Origin of the sequence: Terriglobus sp. YAF25 (assembly GCF_052113305.1) — a bacterium.
GTDB lineage: Bacteria > Acidobacteriota > Terriglobia > Terriglobales > Acidobacteriaceae > Terriglobus.
In genome coordinates this window covers 1-17,535 of record NZ_JBFRCY010000172.1, presented here as the reverse complement: position 1 = coordinate 17,535, position 17,535 = coordinate 1, and the positions used below count along the sequence as shown (strand labels likewise).

At 56.9% G+C, this 17,535-nt stretch carries 18 protein-coding genes; 4 read left to right on the top strand and 14 right to left on the bottom strand.

Annotated features, from left to right (window positions below; genetic code table 11):
* The 3 genes from AB4043_RS09345 to AB4043_RS09335 all read right to left on the bottom strand — a co-directional run.
* Positions 1-572: enoyl-CoA hydratase-related protein (locus AB4043_RS09345; RefSeq protein ID WP_442306928.1), on the bottom strand; the 572-nt coding region annotated here is incomplete at its 3' end.
* 9 nt (positions 573-581) lie between these two features.
* Positions 582-1,679, bottom strand: a complete 1,098-nt coding sequence (locus AB4043_RS09340) for a 3-hydroxyisobutyryl-CoA hydrolase (RefSeq protein ID WP_442300757.1) — start codon at positions 1,677-1,679, stop codon at positions 582-584.
* Positions 1,676-2,830, bottom strand: a complete 1,155-nt coding sequence (locus AB4043_RS09335) for an acyl-CoA dehydrogenase family protein (protein ID WP_442300756.1) — start codon at positions 2,828-2,830, stop codon at positions 1,676-1,678. The genes AB4043_RS09340 and AB4043_RS09335 overlap by 4 nt, the downstream gene beginning before the upstream one ends.
* A 155-nt stretch (positions 2,831-2,985) precedes the next feature.
* Here AB4043_RS09335 and AB4043_RS09330 point away from each other — a divergent pair, with 155 nt between their 5' ends.
* Positions 2,986-3,783 carry a 3-hydroxyacyl-CoA dehydrogenase gene (locus tag AB4043_RS09330; protein WP_442300755.1) on the top strand — a complete coding sequence of 266 codons (798 nt, stop codon included), beginning with the start codon at positions 2,986-2,988 and terminating at the stop codon, positions 3,781-3,783.
* A gap of 48 nt (positions 3,784-3,831) precedes the next feature.
* Here the strand turns inward: AB4043_RS09330 and AB4043_RS09325 are convergent, their stop codons facing one another.
* The 3 genes from AB4043_RS09325 to AB4043_RS09315 are packed head-to-tail and all read right to left on the bottom strand — an operon-like array spanning position 3,832 to position 5,974.
* On the bottom strand, positions 3,832-4,755 hold the full coding sequence (locus AB4043_RS09325) for an ABC transporter permease (RefSeq protein ID WP_442300754.1): 924 nt from the start codon (positions 4,753-4,755) through the stop codon (positions 3,832-3,834).
* Positions 4,752-5,615 (bottom strand): ABC transporter ATP-binding protein, encoded by an 864-nt coding sequence (locus tag AB4043_RS09320; protein WP_442306927.1) that lies wholly within the window; start codon positions 5,613-5,615, stop codon positions 4,752-4,754. The genes AB4043_RS09325 and AB4043_RS09320 overlap by 4 nt, the downstream gene beginning before the upstream one ends.
* Positions 5,612-5,974 (bottom strand): GntR family transcriptional regulator, encoded by a 363-nt coding sequence (locus AB4043_RS09315; RefSeq protein ID WP_442300752.1) that lies wholly within the window; start codon positions 5,972-5,974, stop codon positions 5,612-5,614. Before AB4043_RS09315 ends, AB4043_RS09320 begins: the two co-directional genes overlap by 4 nt.
* A gap of 157 nt (positions 5,975-6,131) precedes the next feature.
* On the opposite strand from AB4043_RS09315, the gene AB4043_RS09310 reads away from it, so the two are divergent.
* On the top strand, positions 6,132-7,796 hold the full coding sequence (locus AB4043_RS09310) for a MutS-related protein (protein WP_442306926.1): 1,665 nt from the start codon (positions 6,132-6,134) through the stop codon (positions 7,794-7,796).
* 24 nt (positions 7,797-7,820) lie between these two features.
* On the opposite strand, the gene pdxA is transcribed toward AB4043_RS09310, so the two are convergent.
* Together pdxA and AB4043_RS09300 are read right to left on the bottom strand one after the other, a co-directional pair.
* Positions 7,821-8,828 carry a 4-hydroxythreonine-4-phosphate dehydrogenase PdxA gene (gene pdxA, locus AB4043_RS09305; RefSeq protein ID WP_442300750.1) on the bottom strand — a complete coding sequence of 336 codons (1,008 nt, stop codon included), beginning with the start codon at positions 8,826-8,828 and terminating at the stop codon, positions 7,821-7,823.
* 60 nt (positions 8,829-8,888) lie between these two features.
* Positions 8,889-9,905, bottom strand: a complete 1,017-nt coding sequence (locus AB4043_RS09300; protein WP_442306925.1) for a 2-keto-3-deoxygluconate permease — start codon at positions 9,903-9,905, stop codon at positions 8,889-8,891.
* A gap of 224 nt (positions 9,906-10,129) precedes the next feature.
* Here AB4043_RS09300 and AB4043_RS09295 point away from each other — a divergent pair, with 224 nt between their 5' ends.
* Together AB4043_RS09295 and AB4043_RS09290 are read left to right on the top strand one after the other, a co-directional pair.
* The gene (locus tag AB4043_RS09295) at positions 10,130-11,389 is read left to right on the top strand and encodes an MFS transporter (RefSeq protein WP_442306924.1); all 1,260 of its coding nucleotides are present in this window, start codon (positions 10,130-10,132) and stop codon (positions 11,387-11,389) included.
* Between the two features lie 11 nt (positions 11,390-11,400).
* Positions 11,401-11,949: a carboxymuconolactone decarboxylase family protein gene (locus tag AB4043_RS09290; protein WP_442300747.1), complete on the top strand. Its 549-nt coding sequence runs from the start codon at positions 11,401-11,403 to the stop codon at positions 11,947-11,949.
* Positions 11,950-12,044: 95 nt separating this feature from the next.
* Here the strand turns inward: AB4043_RS09290 and AB4043_RS09285 are convergent, their stop codons facing one another.
* The 6 genes from AB4043_RS09285 to AB4043_RS09260 all read right to left on the bottom strand — a co-directional run.
* Positions 12,045-12,260 carry a hypothetical protein gene (locus tag AB4043_RS09285; RefSeq protein WP_442300746.1) on the bottom strand — a complete coding sequence of 72 codons (216 nt, stop codon included), beginning with the start codon at positions 12,258-12,260 and terminating at the stop codon, positions 12,045-12,047.
* 35 nt (positions 12,261-12,295) lie between these two features.
* Positions 12,296-12,703 carry a multicopper oxidase domain-containing protein gene (locus AB4043_RS09280; RefSeq protein WP_442306923.1) on the bottom strand — a complete coding sequence of 136 codons (408 nt, stop codon included), beginning with the start codon at positions 12,701-12,703 and terminating at the stop codon, positions 12,296-12,298.
* A complete protein-coding gene (locus tag AB4043_RS09275; protein ID WP_442306922.1) occupies positions 12,682-13,830 on the bottom strand; it encodes a multicopper oxidase domain-containing protein in 1,149 nt (382 codons plus the stop codon). Before AB4043_RS09275 ends, AB4043_RS09280 begins: the two co-directional genes overlap by 22 nt.
* Positions 13,827-15,299, bottom strand: a complete 1,473-nt coding sequence (locus AB4043_RS09270; RefSeq protein ID WP_442306921.1) for a hypothetical protein — start codon at positions 15,297-15,299, stop codon at positions 13,827-13,829. The genes AB4043_RS09275 and AB4043_RS09270 overlap by 4 nt, the downstream gene beginning before the upstream one ends.
* Before the next feature lie 88 nt (positions 15,300-15,387).
* Entirely contained in the window at positions 15,388-16,383 is a 996-nt protein-coding gene (locus tag AB4043_RS09265) for a nucleoside hydrolase (RefSeq protein WP_442300743.1), read from the bottom strand.
* Between the two features lie 216 nt (positions 16,384-16,599).
* Positions 16,600-17,535, bottom strand: a 936-nt coding sequence (locus tag AB4043_RS09260; RefSeq protein WP_442306920.1) for a type II secretion system protein GspD, incomplete at its 5' end; no start/stop codon positions are given.

The following is a 17,535-nucleotide window of genomic DNA, read 5'->3' as shown; positions in this document are numbered from 1 at the left end:
AGCCTATCGGGCGGAAAGACTCTTGCGACGAGGCCATTCCTTTCGGCTTCGGCCGCGTCCATCATGCGACCGGTGAGAAACATCTCCATCGCTTTCGATTTGCCAAGGGCGAGCGTTAGCCGTTGCGTGCCGCCCATGCCTGGAATAACACCGAGCTTTATCTCCGGTTGACCGAACTTCGCCGTCTCCGAAGCATAGATGATGTCGCACATCATCGCCAATTCACATCCTCCTCCCAGCGCATAGCCGGAGACTGCGGCGATCATCGGTTTGCGAGTGCGCGTCAGCTCTTCCCATCCAGAAAACCAATCAGCAAGATATACGTCGATGAAGCTCTGCGACTGCATCTCCTTGATATCGGCACCGGCAGCAAAGGCTTTTTCAGAACCAGTGATCACGATGCAGCCGATATTCGGGTCGCGGTCGAAGTGCCGTGTCGCCTCCGCCAGCTCTTGCATTGCCTTCCGATTGAGGGCATTCAGAGCATCGGGGCGATTCAGCGTGACGAGAGCTACACGGCCGCGAGTCTCGATCAGTAATGTTTCGGCTTGATTTAGTTGTTGTTCCGCCATAGTTTCCCTCTACTCAAATTTTCTACGATCGCCGCCGGACACCCCTCGTTGTGAGTACGCATGACCCAGATTTAAGGGTGGGAATTCGTTGTTCTGAAAAAACTGATCGACTTGGTCGCTGCTAACGCGAGCAGGATCAACGGGAGACCAGCGAGGCTGTTGATCCTTATCGATAAGTGCTGCGCGCACTCCTTCCAGGAAGTCCGGATGTTGCAGACAAGCCATGGCAAGGTTGTACTCTTGCTGCAGAGAATAGCCAAGGTCAGCCTTGTGCCGCGCATCCCGCAAAGCGCGAAGGGTGACCTTGAGCGCCATAGGCGAGTTTTTGTGGATCTCCACGAGGGCACGTTTGGCCACATCGTCCGTTTCTTCGCCCAGGCTGTCGAGGATCTCTTCTATTGTCTGCCTTGAGAAGCAGCGGCCAATCCAATGGCGCTGCGATTCCAAAGAACCAGGTGGTGGAGCTGCACTCTTATTGCGGACCAATTCTTGCGCATCCAGTGCAGTCCTGCAGAGCGTTAGTTCCGTTATCACCAAGAGGATCTCGTTTGAAGGTATAAACAAGTCGGCTAGACAAAGTAGAAGCGCGTCCGCCGGCCCTAAACGACTGGCGGTCAGTGCCGCATAGGTTCCCAGTTCATCCGGAGCTATGGCTAACAGATAGGTCCCGCCCACGTCGGGAATAAATCCGATTCTCGTTTCAGGCATTGACAGGATGGAACGCTCCGTGACGATGCGCAGTGAGCCATGGGCTGAAATGCCGATGCCGCCGCCCATCACAACGCCGTCCATCAACGCGATGTATGGCTTTGGATAACCGGCGATCAGACTGTTTAGTTCATACTCTTCGCGAAAGAAAGTTGCCGCTTCCTCCAGACGCCCCAATCGGGCTGCATCATATAAAGCCCGGATATCGCCACCCGCACATAGTCCGCGCTCACCCGCGCCATCCAGCAGGATGAACTTAACTGCAGGATCTTCCATCCATTGCTGTAGGGCGGCTTTGAACTCTCGCACCATCGCGAGCGTCAGTGAATTGAGCGCTGAGGGACGATTCAGAGTCAAACGGCCGCAAGCGCCTTCGACCCGGATTTCGACCTCGCTCACTTGGGGTCCTCGATAAGACTCCGGGACACAATCAGCCGCATAATTTCATTTGTTCCCTCAAGAATCTGATGGACGCGCAGATCACGGACGATCTTTTCAATCCCGTACTCCAACAGATACCCATAACCGCCGTGAAGCTGAAGAGCCTCATTGGCCACGTGAAAGCCCACGTCGGTCACAAATCGCTTCGCCATTGCGCACAGGACCGTGGCATCACGGCTACGCTCGCTGAGAGATGCGGCGGCCCGCCATAGGAATGTTCGCGCAATTTCGAGTTCCGTTGCCATATCGGCAAGCCTGAACTGGAGAGCCTGGAAGTCGGCCAGGCGTTTTCCGAATGCATGGCGATCTGCAACGTAATGGAGCGTCTTTTCCAGCGCCGCAGACGCACCGCCCAACGAACATGCCGCGATATTCAATCGGCCGCCATCCAGCGCCGCCATGGCGATCTTGAAGCCTTGCCCTTCTTCCCCGATCCGGCTCCGCGCGGGAACACGCACATCTTCAAGAATCAACTGACGGGTCGGCTGAGCATGCCAGCCCATCTTCTTCTCAAGCACTCCAAAGGAGAGACCCGGCGTTCCATCCTCAACCAGAAACGCAGATATCCCCCGGCTGCCTGTATCCGCGGTACGGGCCATCACGATATAGATGTTGCCAGGTATACCGGCCCCACTGATGAACTGCTTGACCCCGTTCAGAACGTATGTGTCGCCATCGCGGACGGCTTTCGTAGAGAGAGCTCCGGCGTCGGATCCAGACGAAGGCTCGGTCAGCGCATAGGCTCCCATCGACTCCATGGAGCATAATCTGGGTAAATAGGCCTTTCGTTGGGATTCATCGCCGAAGGTGTCGATGATCCAGGCAACCATGTTGTGAACGGAGATATAAGCGGAGATCACAGGACATCCTGTCGCCAGACCTTCGAAGATCAGCACACCATCRAGCCGATCGAGTCCACTGCCGCCCACATCCTCTCGTACATAGATCCCCCCCATGCCTAGAGGCGCGGTGGAGCGGATGACATCTAATGGGAGATGTCTTGCCTGGTCCCATTCGAGGGCGTGCGGAGCAATCTCTGTGGCCGCGAATTTCTTCGCTACATTGCTGATTTCCTGCTGCTCGGCTGTAAGAGAGAAGAGATGTGCCATCGCCTTCCTGATCAGTGAGAAGTCCTGTTCCGCCGGTCATGATCACCATTGCTCCATCGGCTGAACACAAGGTTGACAGCGGTTTTCGGATTCACTAAGTTGGGTCTCGCCATTCCGCGCGAAGTGGTGTGCAGTTTATAGCGTCCGCTATCAGGATGTCACCAACCAGGAAACGTCGGGGTAAACGAGTGGAGATTGCGGGAAGAACATTTCTTGTCACCGGTTCTGCTTCAGGCCTTGGAGCTGCAACGACGCGTGAGCTGGTAAGTCGCGGAGGCTCTGTGGTGCTCGCAGATGTGAATGCCGCAGGCGACGTTCTGGCGCGGGAGCTGGGAAAGTCCGCCGTCTATGTACCTACGGATGTGACCAGTGAGGCCGATGGACTGAATGCCGTTCAGGAAGCTCAGCGACGGTTTGGCGCATTACACGGGCTGGTAAATTGCGCGGGTATCGCACCGGGTGAGCGTGTGGTCGGAAAGAATGGCCCTCATTCGCTTGCAACCTTCACCAAAGCCATTACGGTCAATCTGATTGGCACGTTCAACATGCTGCGCCTGGCGGCTGCCGCAATGTCTCAGAATGCTCCGACTGCAGATGGAGAGCGAGGCGTGATTGTGAACACCGCTTCGATCGCTGCGTTCGAGGGACAGATCGGACAGACAGCGTATGCGGCATCGAAGGCTGGGGTTGTTGGGCTAACACTACCGGCAGCGCGGGAGCTTGCACGCAGCGGAATCAGGGTTGTGGCCATCGCTCCAGGGCTTTTCCTGACGCCGATGATGAGCGGCTTTCCTCAGGAGGTACAGGACACGCTGGCGCAGTCGGTTCCGTTCCCTTCCCGGCTAGGTCGGCCAGAAGAGTTTGCACGGCTCGTTTGCTCCATTTTTGAGCAGATCATGATCAACGGAGAGACCATCCGGCTGGACGGCGCCTTGCGTATGCAAGCGAAGTAGATAAGCCCCGAGTTTCGCCGCCCTGCCCCTACGTACTGAGCATGAACTCTAGATCGGCCCCTGGAAACGGCGCATCCGGATGCAGAGGAAGAGGAAGATCGCGAAAGCTGCAAGCCCCATCCAGAGCCCCGGCTCCGCCAGGTAGAAGAGGGGCGTCGCATCTTTCAGGCCGATCGAACCATTGTGCTTCGTGGCATAGTGGAAGGCGGCCTGCACACCTCCGGCCAGACGGTACACCAGCCAACGACCGACATACTCGCTTCTGAAGGCGAAGCGTTCCAGCCCGACAGCTGCCACGAAAGGTACCACCGCCCATATGAGTGCCGCCCGGGGACTGATGCTTGAGACCAGCAGCAGCCAGCCGTAAATAGGCGCATACCACAGTGTGCAGGTCATGATGACGTAGAGCACAAAGGCCTGAATCTGAAAGAACGGAAGCTGGCTCCATAAGCTGCTCAGCGGTTGCCGGAATATCAATAGACCGACCGAGAGGACCAACGCCAGCAGGATATGCATGGCGAGAGTAACAGCAAATGCCACTACCGGCAGAACCGCCATGGGAATGATCGCTTTAGAAAGCACCGCAGTGCGGTCCGACACGGGAAGTGACTTCCAAAAAAGGACGCTGCGGTCACGACGCTCGCTCAACAGCGCATCGAGCGAATAGAAGATGCCCGTCAGAGTGGCGGTAATGATGACAAGACCGGCTGTCATGAGGAACATGCCGATGGCAATATCCTGGATATTACTGCTCCCATTAGACCTCAACTCTCCGTTGTAGATGAGCCCGGTGAAATAGTGGATGCGGACAATCCCGATGGCAATGATCACAGCGGCAACTGTGGCGGGAGCAAACAGGACAGAACGGTGCTCCCACAACTCACGACGGATGGACCAGTAGAAGGGGCGCGGTGCGTTTACCGTCTTTGCTGTCTCAACAGAAGGTATGGCAAGAGTTTCGGCGCTGGTCATTGGATCCCTCCCTGGAGCGTCATCATGGCTACAAATACATCGGCAAGGCTCGGGGTGCGGACTTCACCGAGTGTTGCGGCCTTCTCGGGTTCGAGGCCGTCGAAGAGTAGAACGCTGCGGCCGAAGACCTGCCGCTCCGAGACCGGCTTCAGCGCGCGGGCCGCATTCAGGTTCTCTGGCCGAACCATCACCTCGACATAGCGCCTCTCGAACGCCTCCATGCTGGAAGAAAAAGTAATCTTGCCGCGCTGGATGAAGAGCACATCGGTCAGGATGTGCTGCACCTCTTCCACCTGGTGCGTCGTGACCAGGATGGTGCGGCGATGGTCGAAATAGTCGTTCAGCAGCGAGTCGTAAAACTGCCTGCGGTACAGGATGTCGAGGCCGAGCGTCGGCTCATCCAGCACCAGCAGTTTGGCGTCGATGGCCATGACCAGCGCCRGGTGGAGTTGCGCAGTCATGCCCTTAGAGAGGGCTTTCACACGCGCCTTGGGCGGAATGGAGGTCTTTGCCAGAAAGGCTTCAGCCTTGGCGCGGTCAAAGCGCGGATGAATGCCTTCCATATAATCCAGCGCCTGATCGACGCGGATCCAGCGTGGCAGTACGGCCACGTCGGCGATGAAGGCGACCTGCTGCATCAACGTCTCGCGCTGCGTCCAGGGGTTCAGACCCAGCACTTGAAGAGAGCCTTCATAAGGAATCAGCCCAAGAATGGCGTCAAGCGTTGTACTCTTTCCGGCCCCGTTCGGCCCAATCAGACCGAGGATACGGCCTTCTTCAACGTGGAGATCCACCCCGCCGAGAGCGGCGGTCGATCCGTAGGTTTTGCGGAGTCCTTGCGCTTCAATGCAGGCAGTCATTGCGCCTCCTTCAACGTTTTCAAAAGCTCTTCGGGGCGAAGCCCCAGGCGACGGATGGTCGCTACGACCCTGGGCCACTGCGTGGTCAAAAACCGCTGGCGTTCGGCCTGCAACAGCAGATCGCGCGCTCCGGGCAGCATATACATCCCCAGCCCACGACGGCTTTCCACCAGACCACTATCGACAAGCTCCTGATAGCCCTTCAGGACCGTCAGGGGATTAATTCTGTACTCCGCGGCGATGTTCCGCACCGAGGGCAGCGGGTCACCCTCGCGCAACGTGCCATCCAGAAACATGGCAACAATGCGGTCGCGTAGCTGCAGATAAATGGGCTGACCGTCATCCCAAAGCTGGTCCATGAGCACCTTCTTTGCATCGCCGACCGATGCGCTGTTTTAGTTACGTACAACACTACAACGATGTTCCGTTAAATCAAGAGATTTTTAGAAGGACCTTCATGGTGAGAGCAGGCATATTGCGCTCGGCTATCTGAAGCTGCTACTCATCGCCGCTACGGTGGCTATCGCCTGGTTGTCGCGCGGCCACTCATATCAATCCGTCTGGCTTTCCGGCATTCCCGTCTTGTTATTTATCGCGGTCGCGGTTTACCACTCCCGCGTCCTGCGCCGGCAGGCGGACGAACGCCGAGCCGTAGAGTTTTACAGCAAGGGCCTGGCACGGATTGGAGACGACTGGCCGCGAACCACGGAACGCTCACTACCGGAGCAGGCGATTACATCCAGTCTCTACGCCAGGGACCTGGATATCGTTGGGAAAGGAAGCCTGTTCGAGCTGCTCTGCGTGGCACGAACCCGCATGGGCGAGCAATGCCTGCTGGATTGGCTGCTTCACGTGCCGTCACTCGAGACGATCTATCAGAGACAGAACGCAGTAGCCGAGCTTCGAGGTCAACTGAATTTCAGAGAACAGATGGCGGTCACGGGCGAGGCCATTTCTATCGGGGTATGGCCTGAATCGCTCAAGCAATGGGGAGCATCGACCCACGCATTCGCCAGTATCTGGCTTCGCTGGCTTGCCACAGGACTCACACTCCTTGCGATTGGTGCGACGGCTTTCTGGCTCACACATGGCTTCATCGGTCTCTTGTTCGCAGTGCTGGTGATGCAGTGGTGTCTTGTACGGTATCTGAAACGCCCGATAGCGCTGACACTCGACGGCACCGACAAAGCCTTTCAGAATCTGAAACTCGCTTCCGCGCTGCTGCACAAGATAGAGCAGCAGCCTTTCGAAGGGCCCCCTCTTCAGAGCGTCCAAAAACAACTTTTCTCACAGCAGATCGCGGCCTCTGAAGCCATTGCGCAGTTGGGAAAGATCGTCGACTACCTGGAGGCGCTGGCAAATCCATTCGTCAAGCTGTTCAATCTTCCACTGATGTACACGGTGCAGCTTGCTTTTGCGATTCATGCCTGGCGCGAGCGACATGGGCATGCGCTTGCCTCCTGGCTGGACAGCCTCGGGGAGATGGAGGCGCTGCTCTCACTGGCCACTTACAGCTACGAACATCCTGAAGACCCGTTTCCTACCTTTGTCGATGGGCCGGGTCGCTTCCATGCCGAATCTCTCGGCCATCCGCTGATTCCGGCGGCGAAGTGCGTCCGGAACAGCGTGGACATCGGTGAGCCCGCCAGAGTGCTGCTAGTCAGCGGCTCCAACATGTCCGGCAAGAGCACGTTGATGCGTACTGTGGGCATCAACACAGTGCTGGCATTATGCGGTGCCCCGGTTCGGGCAAAGCAGATGCAATTAACGCCGCTCCGGATCGGTGCAAGCCTACTGGTCAATGACTCGCTTCAGCGTGGAGCCTCACGGTTCTATGCCGAGATCGAAAAGCTTCAGGCGATATGCAGTCTTGCGCGGCAGCCCGGGCCACCGGTGCTTTTTCTTTTGGATGAGTTATTGCAAGGAACCAACTCGAAAGATCGCCGCATCGGTGCGGAAGGTGTCATGCGTGAACTGGTACAGGCGGGCGCGATCGGGATTCTGACGACACACGATCTCTCGCTCACCCATATGGATCACGAAGACGGCATCCTGAGAAATATGCATTTTCAGGATGCCATCGTGGACGGGAAGATGCAGTTCGACTTCCTTCTGCAAGAAGGCGTAGTCACCAAGAGCAATGGCGTCGAGCTAATGCGGCTTATTGGTCTGCAGGTCTAAGAAACAATTAGGGCTCACCGCAACTCAAGCAACTTCGCTTCCAACTGTTGCTAATTGAATGGCCTGGTTGATGGCTTCGAGCAGACTGCGCTCGTCGGCCTGTCCGGTTCCGGCAATATCGAAGGCCGTCCCGTGATCGACGGAGGTACGAATCACCGGTAGTCCGAGTGTGATGTTTACCCCTGATTCCAGCCCCAGGACTTTCACTGGCCCATGCCCCTGGTCGTGATACATGGCGACCACCATATCGAAATCACCACGCTGAGCCAGGAAAAACAGGGTGTCTGCAGGGAGCGGACCCTTAACATTCCACCCCTTGCTCCTGCACGCCTCTACCGCCGGGACGATCTTCTCGCCTTCCTCCCCGCATCCGAAGAGTCCGTTTTCGCCGGCATGAGGATTGATGCCGCACACACCGATACGAGGATCCCGGATTCCGGCACGCTCAAGCGCCGCGTGAGCACGGGTGATGGTTCGCTCAACCAAACCGGCATCGATCTTCTCGATGGCATCGATAAGACCGATGTGAGTTGTGACATGCACGACGCGCAACTTCGGCGTCGAGAGCATCATCGAGACTTCCCCCGCACCGGTCAGTGACGCGAGCAGCTCGGTATGTCCGGGAAAGAGATGACCGCCTGCATGAAGTGCTTCCTTATTAAGGGGAGCGGTGCAGATGGCCTGAATGCTGCCGTTCATCGCGAGTCTGGCGGCGACTTTGAGATAACGGTAGGCTGCATCTCCGGCGATCGGAGAGATCTTGCCCCATGGCAGATCGGCAGGGATCAGGGCAAGGTCAATGCAGTCGATGACTCCGGGAGTAAAACTGGCCTCAGAGAGGCGTTCTTCGATCAGGGGATGAACAGTGAGCTCCGCATGAACGATCTCAGCGGCCTGTCTGAGCCGGCGGGCATCCCCAATGACCAGTGGCCGGCAGCGCTCATAGACCTCTTTGTGCATGAGGGCTTTGACGATGATCTCCGGGCCGACACCCGCTGCGTCTCCCATGGTGATGGCAATAATTGGAGTCATGAGCTCTTCCTTGGCTTAATCATGGTTGGGCTCCCCGGCGGGGCAGCCGCATCAGTAAGATCATCGGCTAGAGTCAGAGGTCTCCGCAACTGCCTGACCTTCCTGTGACAAAAGAGGCTCAGGCGTCTCCCGAGGACGGACGACGCGCGTCTTCCACAAGGCCGTGAGCGGAGGAACCAACAGGCTGCTTACGATAACGCAACAGGCGACGAGCACAGTAGCAGATGCCGCTGCGGCCGCGTACCTGGGGTTAGCAACCGCTACCAGCATCGGCACAGCCGCAGCATTGCCTGCTGTGGTTGCTGCGGCAATTCCCGCGGTGCCGTCACCTCCGATGAGGCGATCCACGGCTATAAGGCAGACGGCGCTGACAAGCACTAAAACTACCCCGAGGGTGAGGCCGAGCAATCCGGCGGTCGCGACGCGGTGCAGATCAAGCGTACATCCGATTGCAAATGCGAAGAATGGGATTAGGACCGACACGCCCTGTGAGAGAAACTGGCGCATCTCGTGATCAAGATTTCCAAGAAGCATCCCGACTGCAAGAGGCAGGATCGCTCCTACCATCGTCTGCCAGGGGAAGGCTGCCAGACCGGCCACGCCAAGCGAGACCATGGTGAGGAATGGACCCGACTCAAGCGTCATTACGGTATAGGCTGCCGAGTCGGCCGGCTGGCCGTATTRCTCCATCAGCGCCATGTAGAGGCCACCATTGGTATCGTTGATGGCGGCGACGACGGCAAGCGTGGAGAGCCCTGCAAACCATCCGGTGCGAACGGGGTCAATGCCAATAAGATGCCCAAGGACAAAGCTGGCGAGAAACCCTAGAGCGACCTTGGTGGTCATCAAGGCTCCGCCCTTCTTCAGCAACTGCGGCAGGGCGCCGAGCGAAATACGCGCCCCCATGCAGACGTAGAAGACGGCGAGGATCGGTAGAGCTCCGGTATACAACGCATTGGTGAAAGACCCAAAGAACGGGGCTGCGTGCGGAGCGAAGGTAGCCAGCGTCGCTCCACACAAGAGAGGGACGACCATCATGCCGCCCGGCACTCTTTCGATTGCTCGTTTAATCTGCATTCCTTCCGCCCTGGTTCTTTGATATTCCGGTTACGCTAACGCCTGATTCCTCGCGATGCAAAGCAACGCTCGGATTCGCCTTTAATTCGTCTAAATTCTCTACGCCAATAGGTACGTCTCAGCAAGTGGGATCAGGAATCCAGATTCTTCTCGCCACCCGAGACTCTTATTTATAAGCTAGTCACGCGTATCATGCTCCTGTCATCCCGAAAGAGGCCTGACACGTGGCGAGCACATTACCCAATCCAGAGAGATCTCTGCGGTACAGCGGTTGGGCGGTAGTGCTTGCAGCGTTTTTCGGGGTAATGTTCAGCTTTGCCGCGATTGTCCCATTCACCTTCAGCCTCTTTATCGCTCCTCTTCATGCCGCGTTTGGCTGGAAGCGCGAGGCCATCTCGAGCACCTTTGGGATCGCGGCAATGACCGTCGCGGTCTTCTCGCCCGGCATCGGCATGCTGCTTGACCGCGTCCCGCCTCGCAGAGTAGTGCTTCCCTGTATCGTCGTATTTTCGGGCGCCCTTCTCTCTCTCAGCCGCCTTACACCGCAGTTAGGCCGTTTCTACCTTACCTACTTCATCATTGGCGTTGTCGGAAATGGAACCGCTCAGTTGTCCTACTCGAGGGCTGTTCTAAGCTGGTTCCGCACCATGCGTGGAACCGCATTGGCGCTCATGCTGACCGGCAGCGGAGTGGGATCGATTCTGCTGCCGCTGATCGCACAGTATGTCATCCAAACCCGCGGATGGCGTGCCGGCTATTTCACCCTTGGGCTGTTGGCGCTACTGGGCCTTCCTCTGACGGCAGCGTTTCTGCGGAATATGCCTGGCCGAACGTCGCACCCGGTTGAGCAGAAGCAAACGACGAACCTCTCGAGCGTGTTCAGGTCGGCAACCTTCTGGCTGATCGCAGGATCCATTCTGCTCGGCGCTTTTGGAGCAAATGGTGTGCTCTCGCACCTGGCTGCTCTCCTGAGCGAACGCGGCGTCAGCGGTTCCAATACAGCATTGGCGCTGTCCTGTCTGGGCGCGGCCGGCATCGGCGGACGGTTGTTGACGGGCTGGCTGCTCGATCGCTTCCATGCACCTACACTTTCATTTCTCATGTTTCTGCTTGCTGGAGCAGGCATCACGCTGTTCGCGTATGCAACAAACGCAGCGATGGGCATTACAGGCGCCGTGCTGCTTGGGTTCAGCATGGGCAGTGAAGGAGATATCGGACCCTATCTGATAGCGCGCTATTTCGGGCAGAGCCGCTTCGCCACTCTCTACGGACTCACATGGACTGCGTATGCCATGGGAGGAGCGGTCGGGCCTGTACTTATAGGCCGGCTGTATGACCAGATGGGCGGCTATCGTCCCGCTGCGATCCTTATTCTTTCCGTGACCGCGGTCATTGCCGCATTCATGAACTTCGCACTCCCCCGATACAGCACTAAAGAAGCAGAACTGAACACCATAACCCTGCAGTCCACGGCAGCGGAGTAATAAGGAGAGATATGCCACACATCCCACTTCCCGAGAACCTTCCAGGAATCAGTTCGGGTTTTGCCTTTCGTCCGGAGACAGCGGCCCCGATGCGTGAGTTGGCGCATGTCCTGCTATACACCTCAGGACGCAATACCGACCTGAGCTCCCGTGACCGCGAACTCATCGCCGCCTTTGTGTCTTCGCGCAATGATTGCACTTTCTGCAAGATGAGCCATGGCGCGGCAGCCACTCATCTGAATGGGGGCGACCGCTCTCTTCTAGAAGATGTATGGACCGATTTTCAAGCAGCGGATATCTCACAGAAGCTGAAGGCGCTGCTGGCAATCGCCTCCGCGGTCCAGATCGACGGCAAGAAGGTTACGCCGGATATGGTGAAGACGGCCCGCGACGCCGGAGCGTCAGATCTTGAAATTCACGATACCGTTCTCATAGCGGCGGCATTCTGCATGTACAACCGCTACGTCGATGGACTTGCTACCTTGCAGCCGCGGGAGGAAGGCGCATACCTCCAGATGGGAGCTCGCCTTGCGGAGCAGGGATACATCCCGCCGAAATAGCATCTCGAGACAGGTAGCTCCCCCCAACAAAACCATGGCCGGATGCCTGGTAACATCCGGCCATTCTTGTTTGGGAAAGCGACATGCCTGCCTGGTTACGAATTGAAGGCAGCATCAATCACTGCCCACGTGGTGATAACACTCGCAGCCGTCGTAAAGACCCCATACGTGGAGTAGATATTCCCGGCTTCTTTGTCTGCCTCCTCAATCGTCTGGGGAGGTGTGTTTGGGATCTGTGGATCGGAAGCATTGCGAATAGCGTGCCACTGAATCTTCTTGAACTGATCCTGCTGCATCACCTGCCCCACCATGGCGTCTCCGGACGTCTTCAGCGTAGGAGAGCTCTTTAGCCATTCTTCTCTCCGAGCGACTCAATCGTGCGTTGATGGTGATGTTTCGGGTGCTCTGGCAGGATGAGGAAGTTCTGCATCATGCCGGTGTCTTCATGCGGAAGGATGTGACAGTGGAAGACGGACTTCCCTGTCCATTCCTTGAAACGCATGCGGATCACCGTCGCCGTATCCTGCGCGACCCAGATCGTGTCCTGGACCAGACGATGCTGCGGCTCAATGCCGGCAACCGAGACAATTTCGAAGTCGTTCACGTGGATATGGAAGGGATGGCCTTCCGTGCCACCGCGCGCTGAGTCCGGAACCTCAATGGTCCACTCCTCACAGGTATTGAGATATACGGTTGTAGGCACGGCGAACTCGTCGTAGAGCTGGTTGTTAATCATGAAGTCGATCCCGACCACCGGGTTCTTCTCTCCAGGGAAACGTCCGCTGAAGAGGAACCTGCGCTTACGCACAACCTCATCCGGGCGGATTGGGCCATCACGGGTGATGGGCGGAAGATCAGGTGCATGGTGTGCTCTTCCACCTGGACCGGCATCATCAGATCAGAACAGCCGTTCAACATGCGGAAGCGTGCCACTTCGCCGGGACGCATTTTGAAGACATGCGGCTCCAACTGCTTATGCTTGGGAGATAGTGGCTTCTCAAAGTTGTGCTCTTCCCTGAAGAATGGCACGCCGTTAAGCATGTAGAAGCGCAGATGATAGTCGCCGGTGGTGAAACCACAGCTCTGTGGAGGATCTGTGGGCTTTCCATCGATGGTGACTGACTCGGATTTGTCTTTGGCAAAAGTCTGCCAGATGGCATTCTGCCTGGGCTCGTAGCTCTCGGTGTAGTCAGCGTGCGGCTCATCGGTCTTGAAGAGACCGATGTCCTGCACCACCAGAAAGTGCTCCTTGGCCGCCTTAATCTCAGGCACTTCATCGATCGCGCCAGGAACAACGACGGCGCCTGCCATCCCGGAAACAGCCTGCACCGCGGTGGAACCATGGGCGTGCGGATGATACCAGTTCAACCCCGGCGATTGATCGGGAGGAATGACGAACGGATAGTCCTTGTACTCACCCGGTCCGATAGAGATCATCGGAGCGGTTACGTCGCTGGTGCCCAACGGTTCAAAGATGTGCGGCGCGACGTCCAGTCCGTGCAAATGCAGGTTAGTGTGGTCCAGAAGGTGGGGCACGTTCATGTCCCCGCCCCAGTCTTTCGAGTCATAGCGGGTCAGCTTGTTCTTCACCCGGATTTTCACGGTGGTGCCCGGTTTAGCGATGATCTGCGGTCCTGGGATCATGTCATTGTAGGCGCGAACCTTTACCCTGTGACCATCGATGGTCATGGTCTTCCACTTCACTTCAAGGGTGTAGGCGGGCTCGAAGTGCTCTTCATTTGGCTGCAGAGGCAGCACATCCGCTTCCTCCATAGGCATGTGGTGCTCTGCTGGATGCTGCGCGTTGCCCTTCGGGGCTGCCGCGCTGGCAGCAGCTCCTGCGGCCAGCGCCATAAAGTTACGCCGGGATACATTCTTCATTTCGTCACCGCTTTCTTCCTCATCTTCAGGAGCATTTCCACTTTTTGCTGCGCAGGCTTGATCTGGTTTGGATCAGTGCAGGCCTGCGGAGCATGGTCGGTATTGAAGTAGCCATACTGCGTAAAGGCCACAGCGAGCTGCAGCGACGTGTCCAGAGAGAACGCATCGCTGTACTGTCCGCCGGGGAAACGCTGCGGGAAAGACTGGTTCTGGAAGTACGCCGCATTTTCCAGCGAGTAGGACTGGCACATGCCGTCGAACCCAAAGCTTGGCGGGACATTTACGCCCATAACGCCGGCAACTCCCTTCGGTGCGGCATACGCGCTGGCATGGCATGACGTGCATGACGACTGGGGATTATCAACAGGCCCCGCGAGACGGTCCTTGCAGCCCAGATGCTGGAAGGTGCCGATGTCTGTATTGATCGCGCTCTGCTGCAATGGCAGACTGGCAGACTCCGGAACTGCGGGGAAGGTCCATGGATCAGAGCCCCATTGCAGGCCGACAGGCACAAGGTGATCCCAGAAGGTGTTGCCCTGCGTATCACCGTCATAGGCAAAGGTGCCATAGACCCAGCGCGATGGCGAGCGGGGATCGACCACCGCCACATCCACCTGAACGACATGGTCAGATTGCACTTCGCGATCACACTCATAGCCCTTGGCCTTCGTGTATTTATGGCGATCGACCATCCACTCCGGCGAGCCGTGCAGGAACGGCACACAATCCACCGGCACATTCGACGTAAGCACCTTCACCACTACGGTTCCTTTGGGGAATGGAAGCCCTGCCGGTACCGCGCTGCCAAGGTACTCTCCCATCTGCGGCACACCGGTGGGCGGAACGGTATGACCAAGCGCGTAGCCACCGTACTCGTTGTAATAACCAACCGACCATGACTCAAAGCCCCACGGATACTCGGTCTTGCAGGCCTCCGTCATACCGGCCATGAAGAACTGAACATGAGGTCCGCTGCCCGGAGCCTTCAAAAAATCACCGACCGTTGCCGTGCGCTCGTTCGTCGTGCCGTGCACATACTCGCGGCCCGCGGTGGGGTCGTATGCCATCCACGGCACGTTGTACCAGCGGGTCTTCCCATCAACCTTGGTGCGCCAGCCCACATCGTTCGATAACTGGGGGTCCTGCCCCTGCTTCACATAATCGAGAATGGCCTGGATGTACTCATCCCAGTGCTGGCCATGCCACTGTGGCGACTCCACCTTCTGTGGAGGGAATTTCGTGCCGAAGTTCACATTGATGTTCAGCCACGTACATTCCGGGCATGTATCAGGCACGCTGCGGGGATAGTCGTGGCTGAGCTTGAAGACTGGTGTGCTTGGCTTTTTCGGCGCGGACACAACCGCATCTCGAAACGCGAGTGACGCCGCGGAGTCCGGCTTTACCGGGGCCTGCCCCCAAAGCGGCGTCATGACCGCCATAGCCACAAGGGCCGAAAGAACGGTTTGCATTGATTTCATCATTGCTCCTGTAGTGCGCAAGTTCGCCCGTAAATGGGCACGGAAGTGCGTTCCACCCATGGCAGTTCTGGTCTTTGATCTAATTGCCGTCGGTGGCTAACAGCTCTAAAACGTACTGGTAGAAGCCTTGAATGTTCGAGAAGCTGAAGAAGACGTCCTGAGGTTTTCCCGATCCCGGGCTGACCGGTTTATGAATCCAGCCCTGCTCAAAACCCCACTGCTCAATCGTTAATGGCATTGGTGTCGATGGGGTGTAGAGGTCGGGGCGCGTCAGCCAGCAGGTAGCGGTTACATCCCACAACCGGTAAAACGGCTCTTGGGTGACCAGGCTGTACGCCTCATACGCAAGCTGCGAATACCGGTACTTCTGCCCCTGCTCTTGGAGTGCGTTTCGAAAGCATTCGCTCACTGGAGCCGAATTACTGATGTCCAGCGGAAACATCTGAATATTGCCGAAGGTTTGGAGGACATCGTGAACTGCATAGGGATCCCAGAAGGCATTCCATTCGGCATGTTTGTTCGCCACGATATCGCTTGTCGTATGGGGGTCGATGTTGCCATCAACCTCAATCGCTCCTCCCATCCAGATCATCCGATCGATGCCGGTTGCCAGCAGTGGGTTCTTTCCCAGAACATCCACCAACGGCGTCATGGGGCCAGTCATCAGGAGGGTTATCGGCGTGTGCTGCTGGATAGCTTCGTGCAGCAGCTTCGCCAGCAACGCCTCTCCATCGGGAGGAGGTGTGGACACATGCGGCGTGTAGGGCTTCAGGCTGGGGAGTTCATTGAATGAAACGCAATCTCCGCGATATGACCACGGAAAGGCATTCCAGCCGCGCGCACGGCTCAGCGCCACCGGAATACCGGCGCGGTTCATAAACTGCATCAATCGAGACGATGCCTGCATGGCAGGATCGGCAATGCAGTCCGCATTGATCACGACAATACCGAGCAGGTCGATGCCCGGCATCACGGTCAGCAACATCGACGAAATAAATTCATCGATGGCCGCATCATGAAGAAAAACGACCGGAGTGCGCTTCTCCGAAGTAACAGCGCCTTTCAAAATTCGCATCTTCCCAGTTCCTTTGAAAGTTACTCAGCTCGGAACACAGGACAGGGGATAAGGCCGAAAGTAAGAATTTCTACAACGTGAACATCTGTCTCTTGATGAACATGGAAGACTATTACCCGCGCGAAAAATCTTGTCAAGTGTAAATCGGAGCACCCATCCATCCTTTCTGCGCTTGCAGGGCGGTCCGCGCCTTGAGGGTGGAGTAGGGTTCCAATGCTATGGCTGTGAGGCCTGCGGGACCGAAACCCGGTTCAATTGGATCGACTCGGAACCGCCCGTCTCAATCTCCTGCGCCGCGCCGGTATTGACCTCGACCGTGCGGACGACGTGAGGGACCAGCATGAAGACGATCTCGTCATCCACTGTCTCTGTCTCCTGCGTACTGAACATATATTTGATTGCCGGAATCTCGCCCAGACCAGGCGTTCCACCCACGCTTCGGCTGCTCTGTTTCTGAACCAGACCGGCAAGGATATTGACTTCTCCATCTTTCAGACGCACCATCTGTTCAGCTTTTTGCTGACTGATGATCGGCTCAGAGACACCACTGATCGTCGTACTGCCACTTTGCGACGAGACTTCTACAGCGAGCTTCATGGTCACGTCGCGATCCTGATGAATGGTAGGCGTGATATCGAGATTCACTCCTACATCGATATATTGAAATTGAGTCTGTACCGCGGACGATGAGGTCGATGTCGCCGTCGTATAGCTTCCTGTCGCGATCGGAATTCTCTGTCCGATCTTCAGCATCGCCTTTTGGCCATCGATCGCTCGAATACTTGGCTGCTGCAGTACACGCGTATCTGAATCGGTGAGCAGGAGCTCTACGGCCGCCTGACCGATGGAATAGCTGTACGACGAGGTGCTGCCAATCGAATTGAGCGTTGACGAGGAACTGGAAGTCACCGAAAGCGAGGTTGGAAGTGAGATGCCAATGTTGCGCAGCTTATCCTTTCTGACTTCCATGACGTAGACGTCGATCAACACTTCAGGTTTTGGCCGATCCAGGCTCTGGATCAGGCTTTTTGCAAGCATGATCTCATCGGGTGTCCCACGAATGACGATCGCGTTCTGCGTCATGACAGAAAAGATTTTTGTAGTCGGTGGAAGAAGATTCCGAAGAGCCGTGAGAATTTCGTTCAGGTCTTG

What these genes read in the sequence shown, in the direction of transcription:
- AB4043_RS09330 (WP_442300755.1), top strand. Translation starts at nt 2,986, where the DNA reads ATGTCACCAACCAGGAAACGTCGGGGTAAACGAGTGGAGATTGCGGGA.
- AB4043_RS09325 (WP_442300754.1), bottom strand. Translation starts at nt 4,755, where the DNA reads ATGACCAGCGCCGAAACTCTTGCCATACCTTCTGTTGAGACAGCAAAG.
- AB4043_RS09315 (WP_442300752.1), bottom strand. Translation starts at nt 5,974, where the DNA reads ATGGACCAGCTTTGGGATGACGGTCAGCCCATTTATCTGCAGCTACGC.
- pdxA (WP_442300750.1), bottom strand. Translation starts at nt 8,828, where the DNA reads ATGACTCCAATTATTGCCATCACCATGGGAGACGCAGCGGGTGTCGGC.
- AB4043_RS09290 (WP_442300747.1), top strand. Translation starts at nt 11,401, where the DNA reads ATGCCACACATCCCACTTCCCGAGAACCTTCCAGGAATCAGTTCGGGT.
- AB4043_RS09285 (WP_442300746.1), bottom strand. Translation starts at nt 12,260, where the DNA reads ATGGTGGGGCAGGTGATGCAGCAGGATCAGTTCAAGAAGATTCAGTGG.
- AB4043_RS09275 (WP_442306922.1), bottom strand. Translation starts at nt 13,830, where the DNA reads ATGAAGAATGTATCCCGGCGTAACTTTATGGCGCTGGCCGCAGGAGCT.
- AB4043_RS09270 (WP_442306921.1), bottom strand. Translation starts at nt 15,299, where the DNA reads ATGCAAACCGTTCTTTCGGCCCTTGTGGCTATGGCGGTCATGACGCCG.
- AB4043_RS09265 (WP_442300743.1), bottom strand. Translation starts at nt 16,383, where the DNA reads ATGCGAATTTTGAAAGGCGCTGTTACTTCGGAGAAGCGCACTCCGGTC.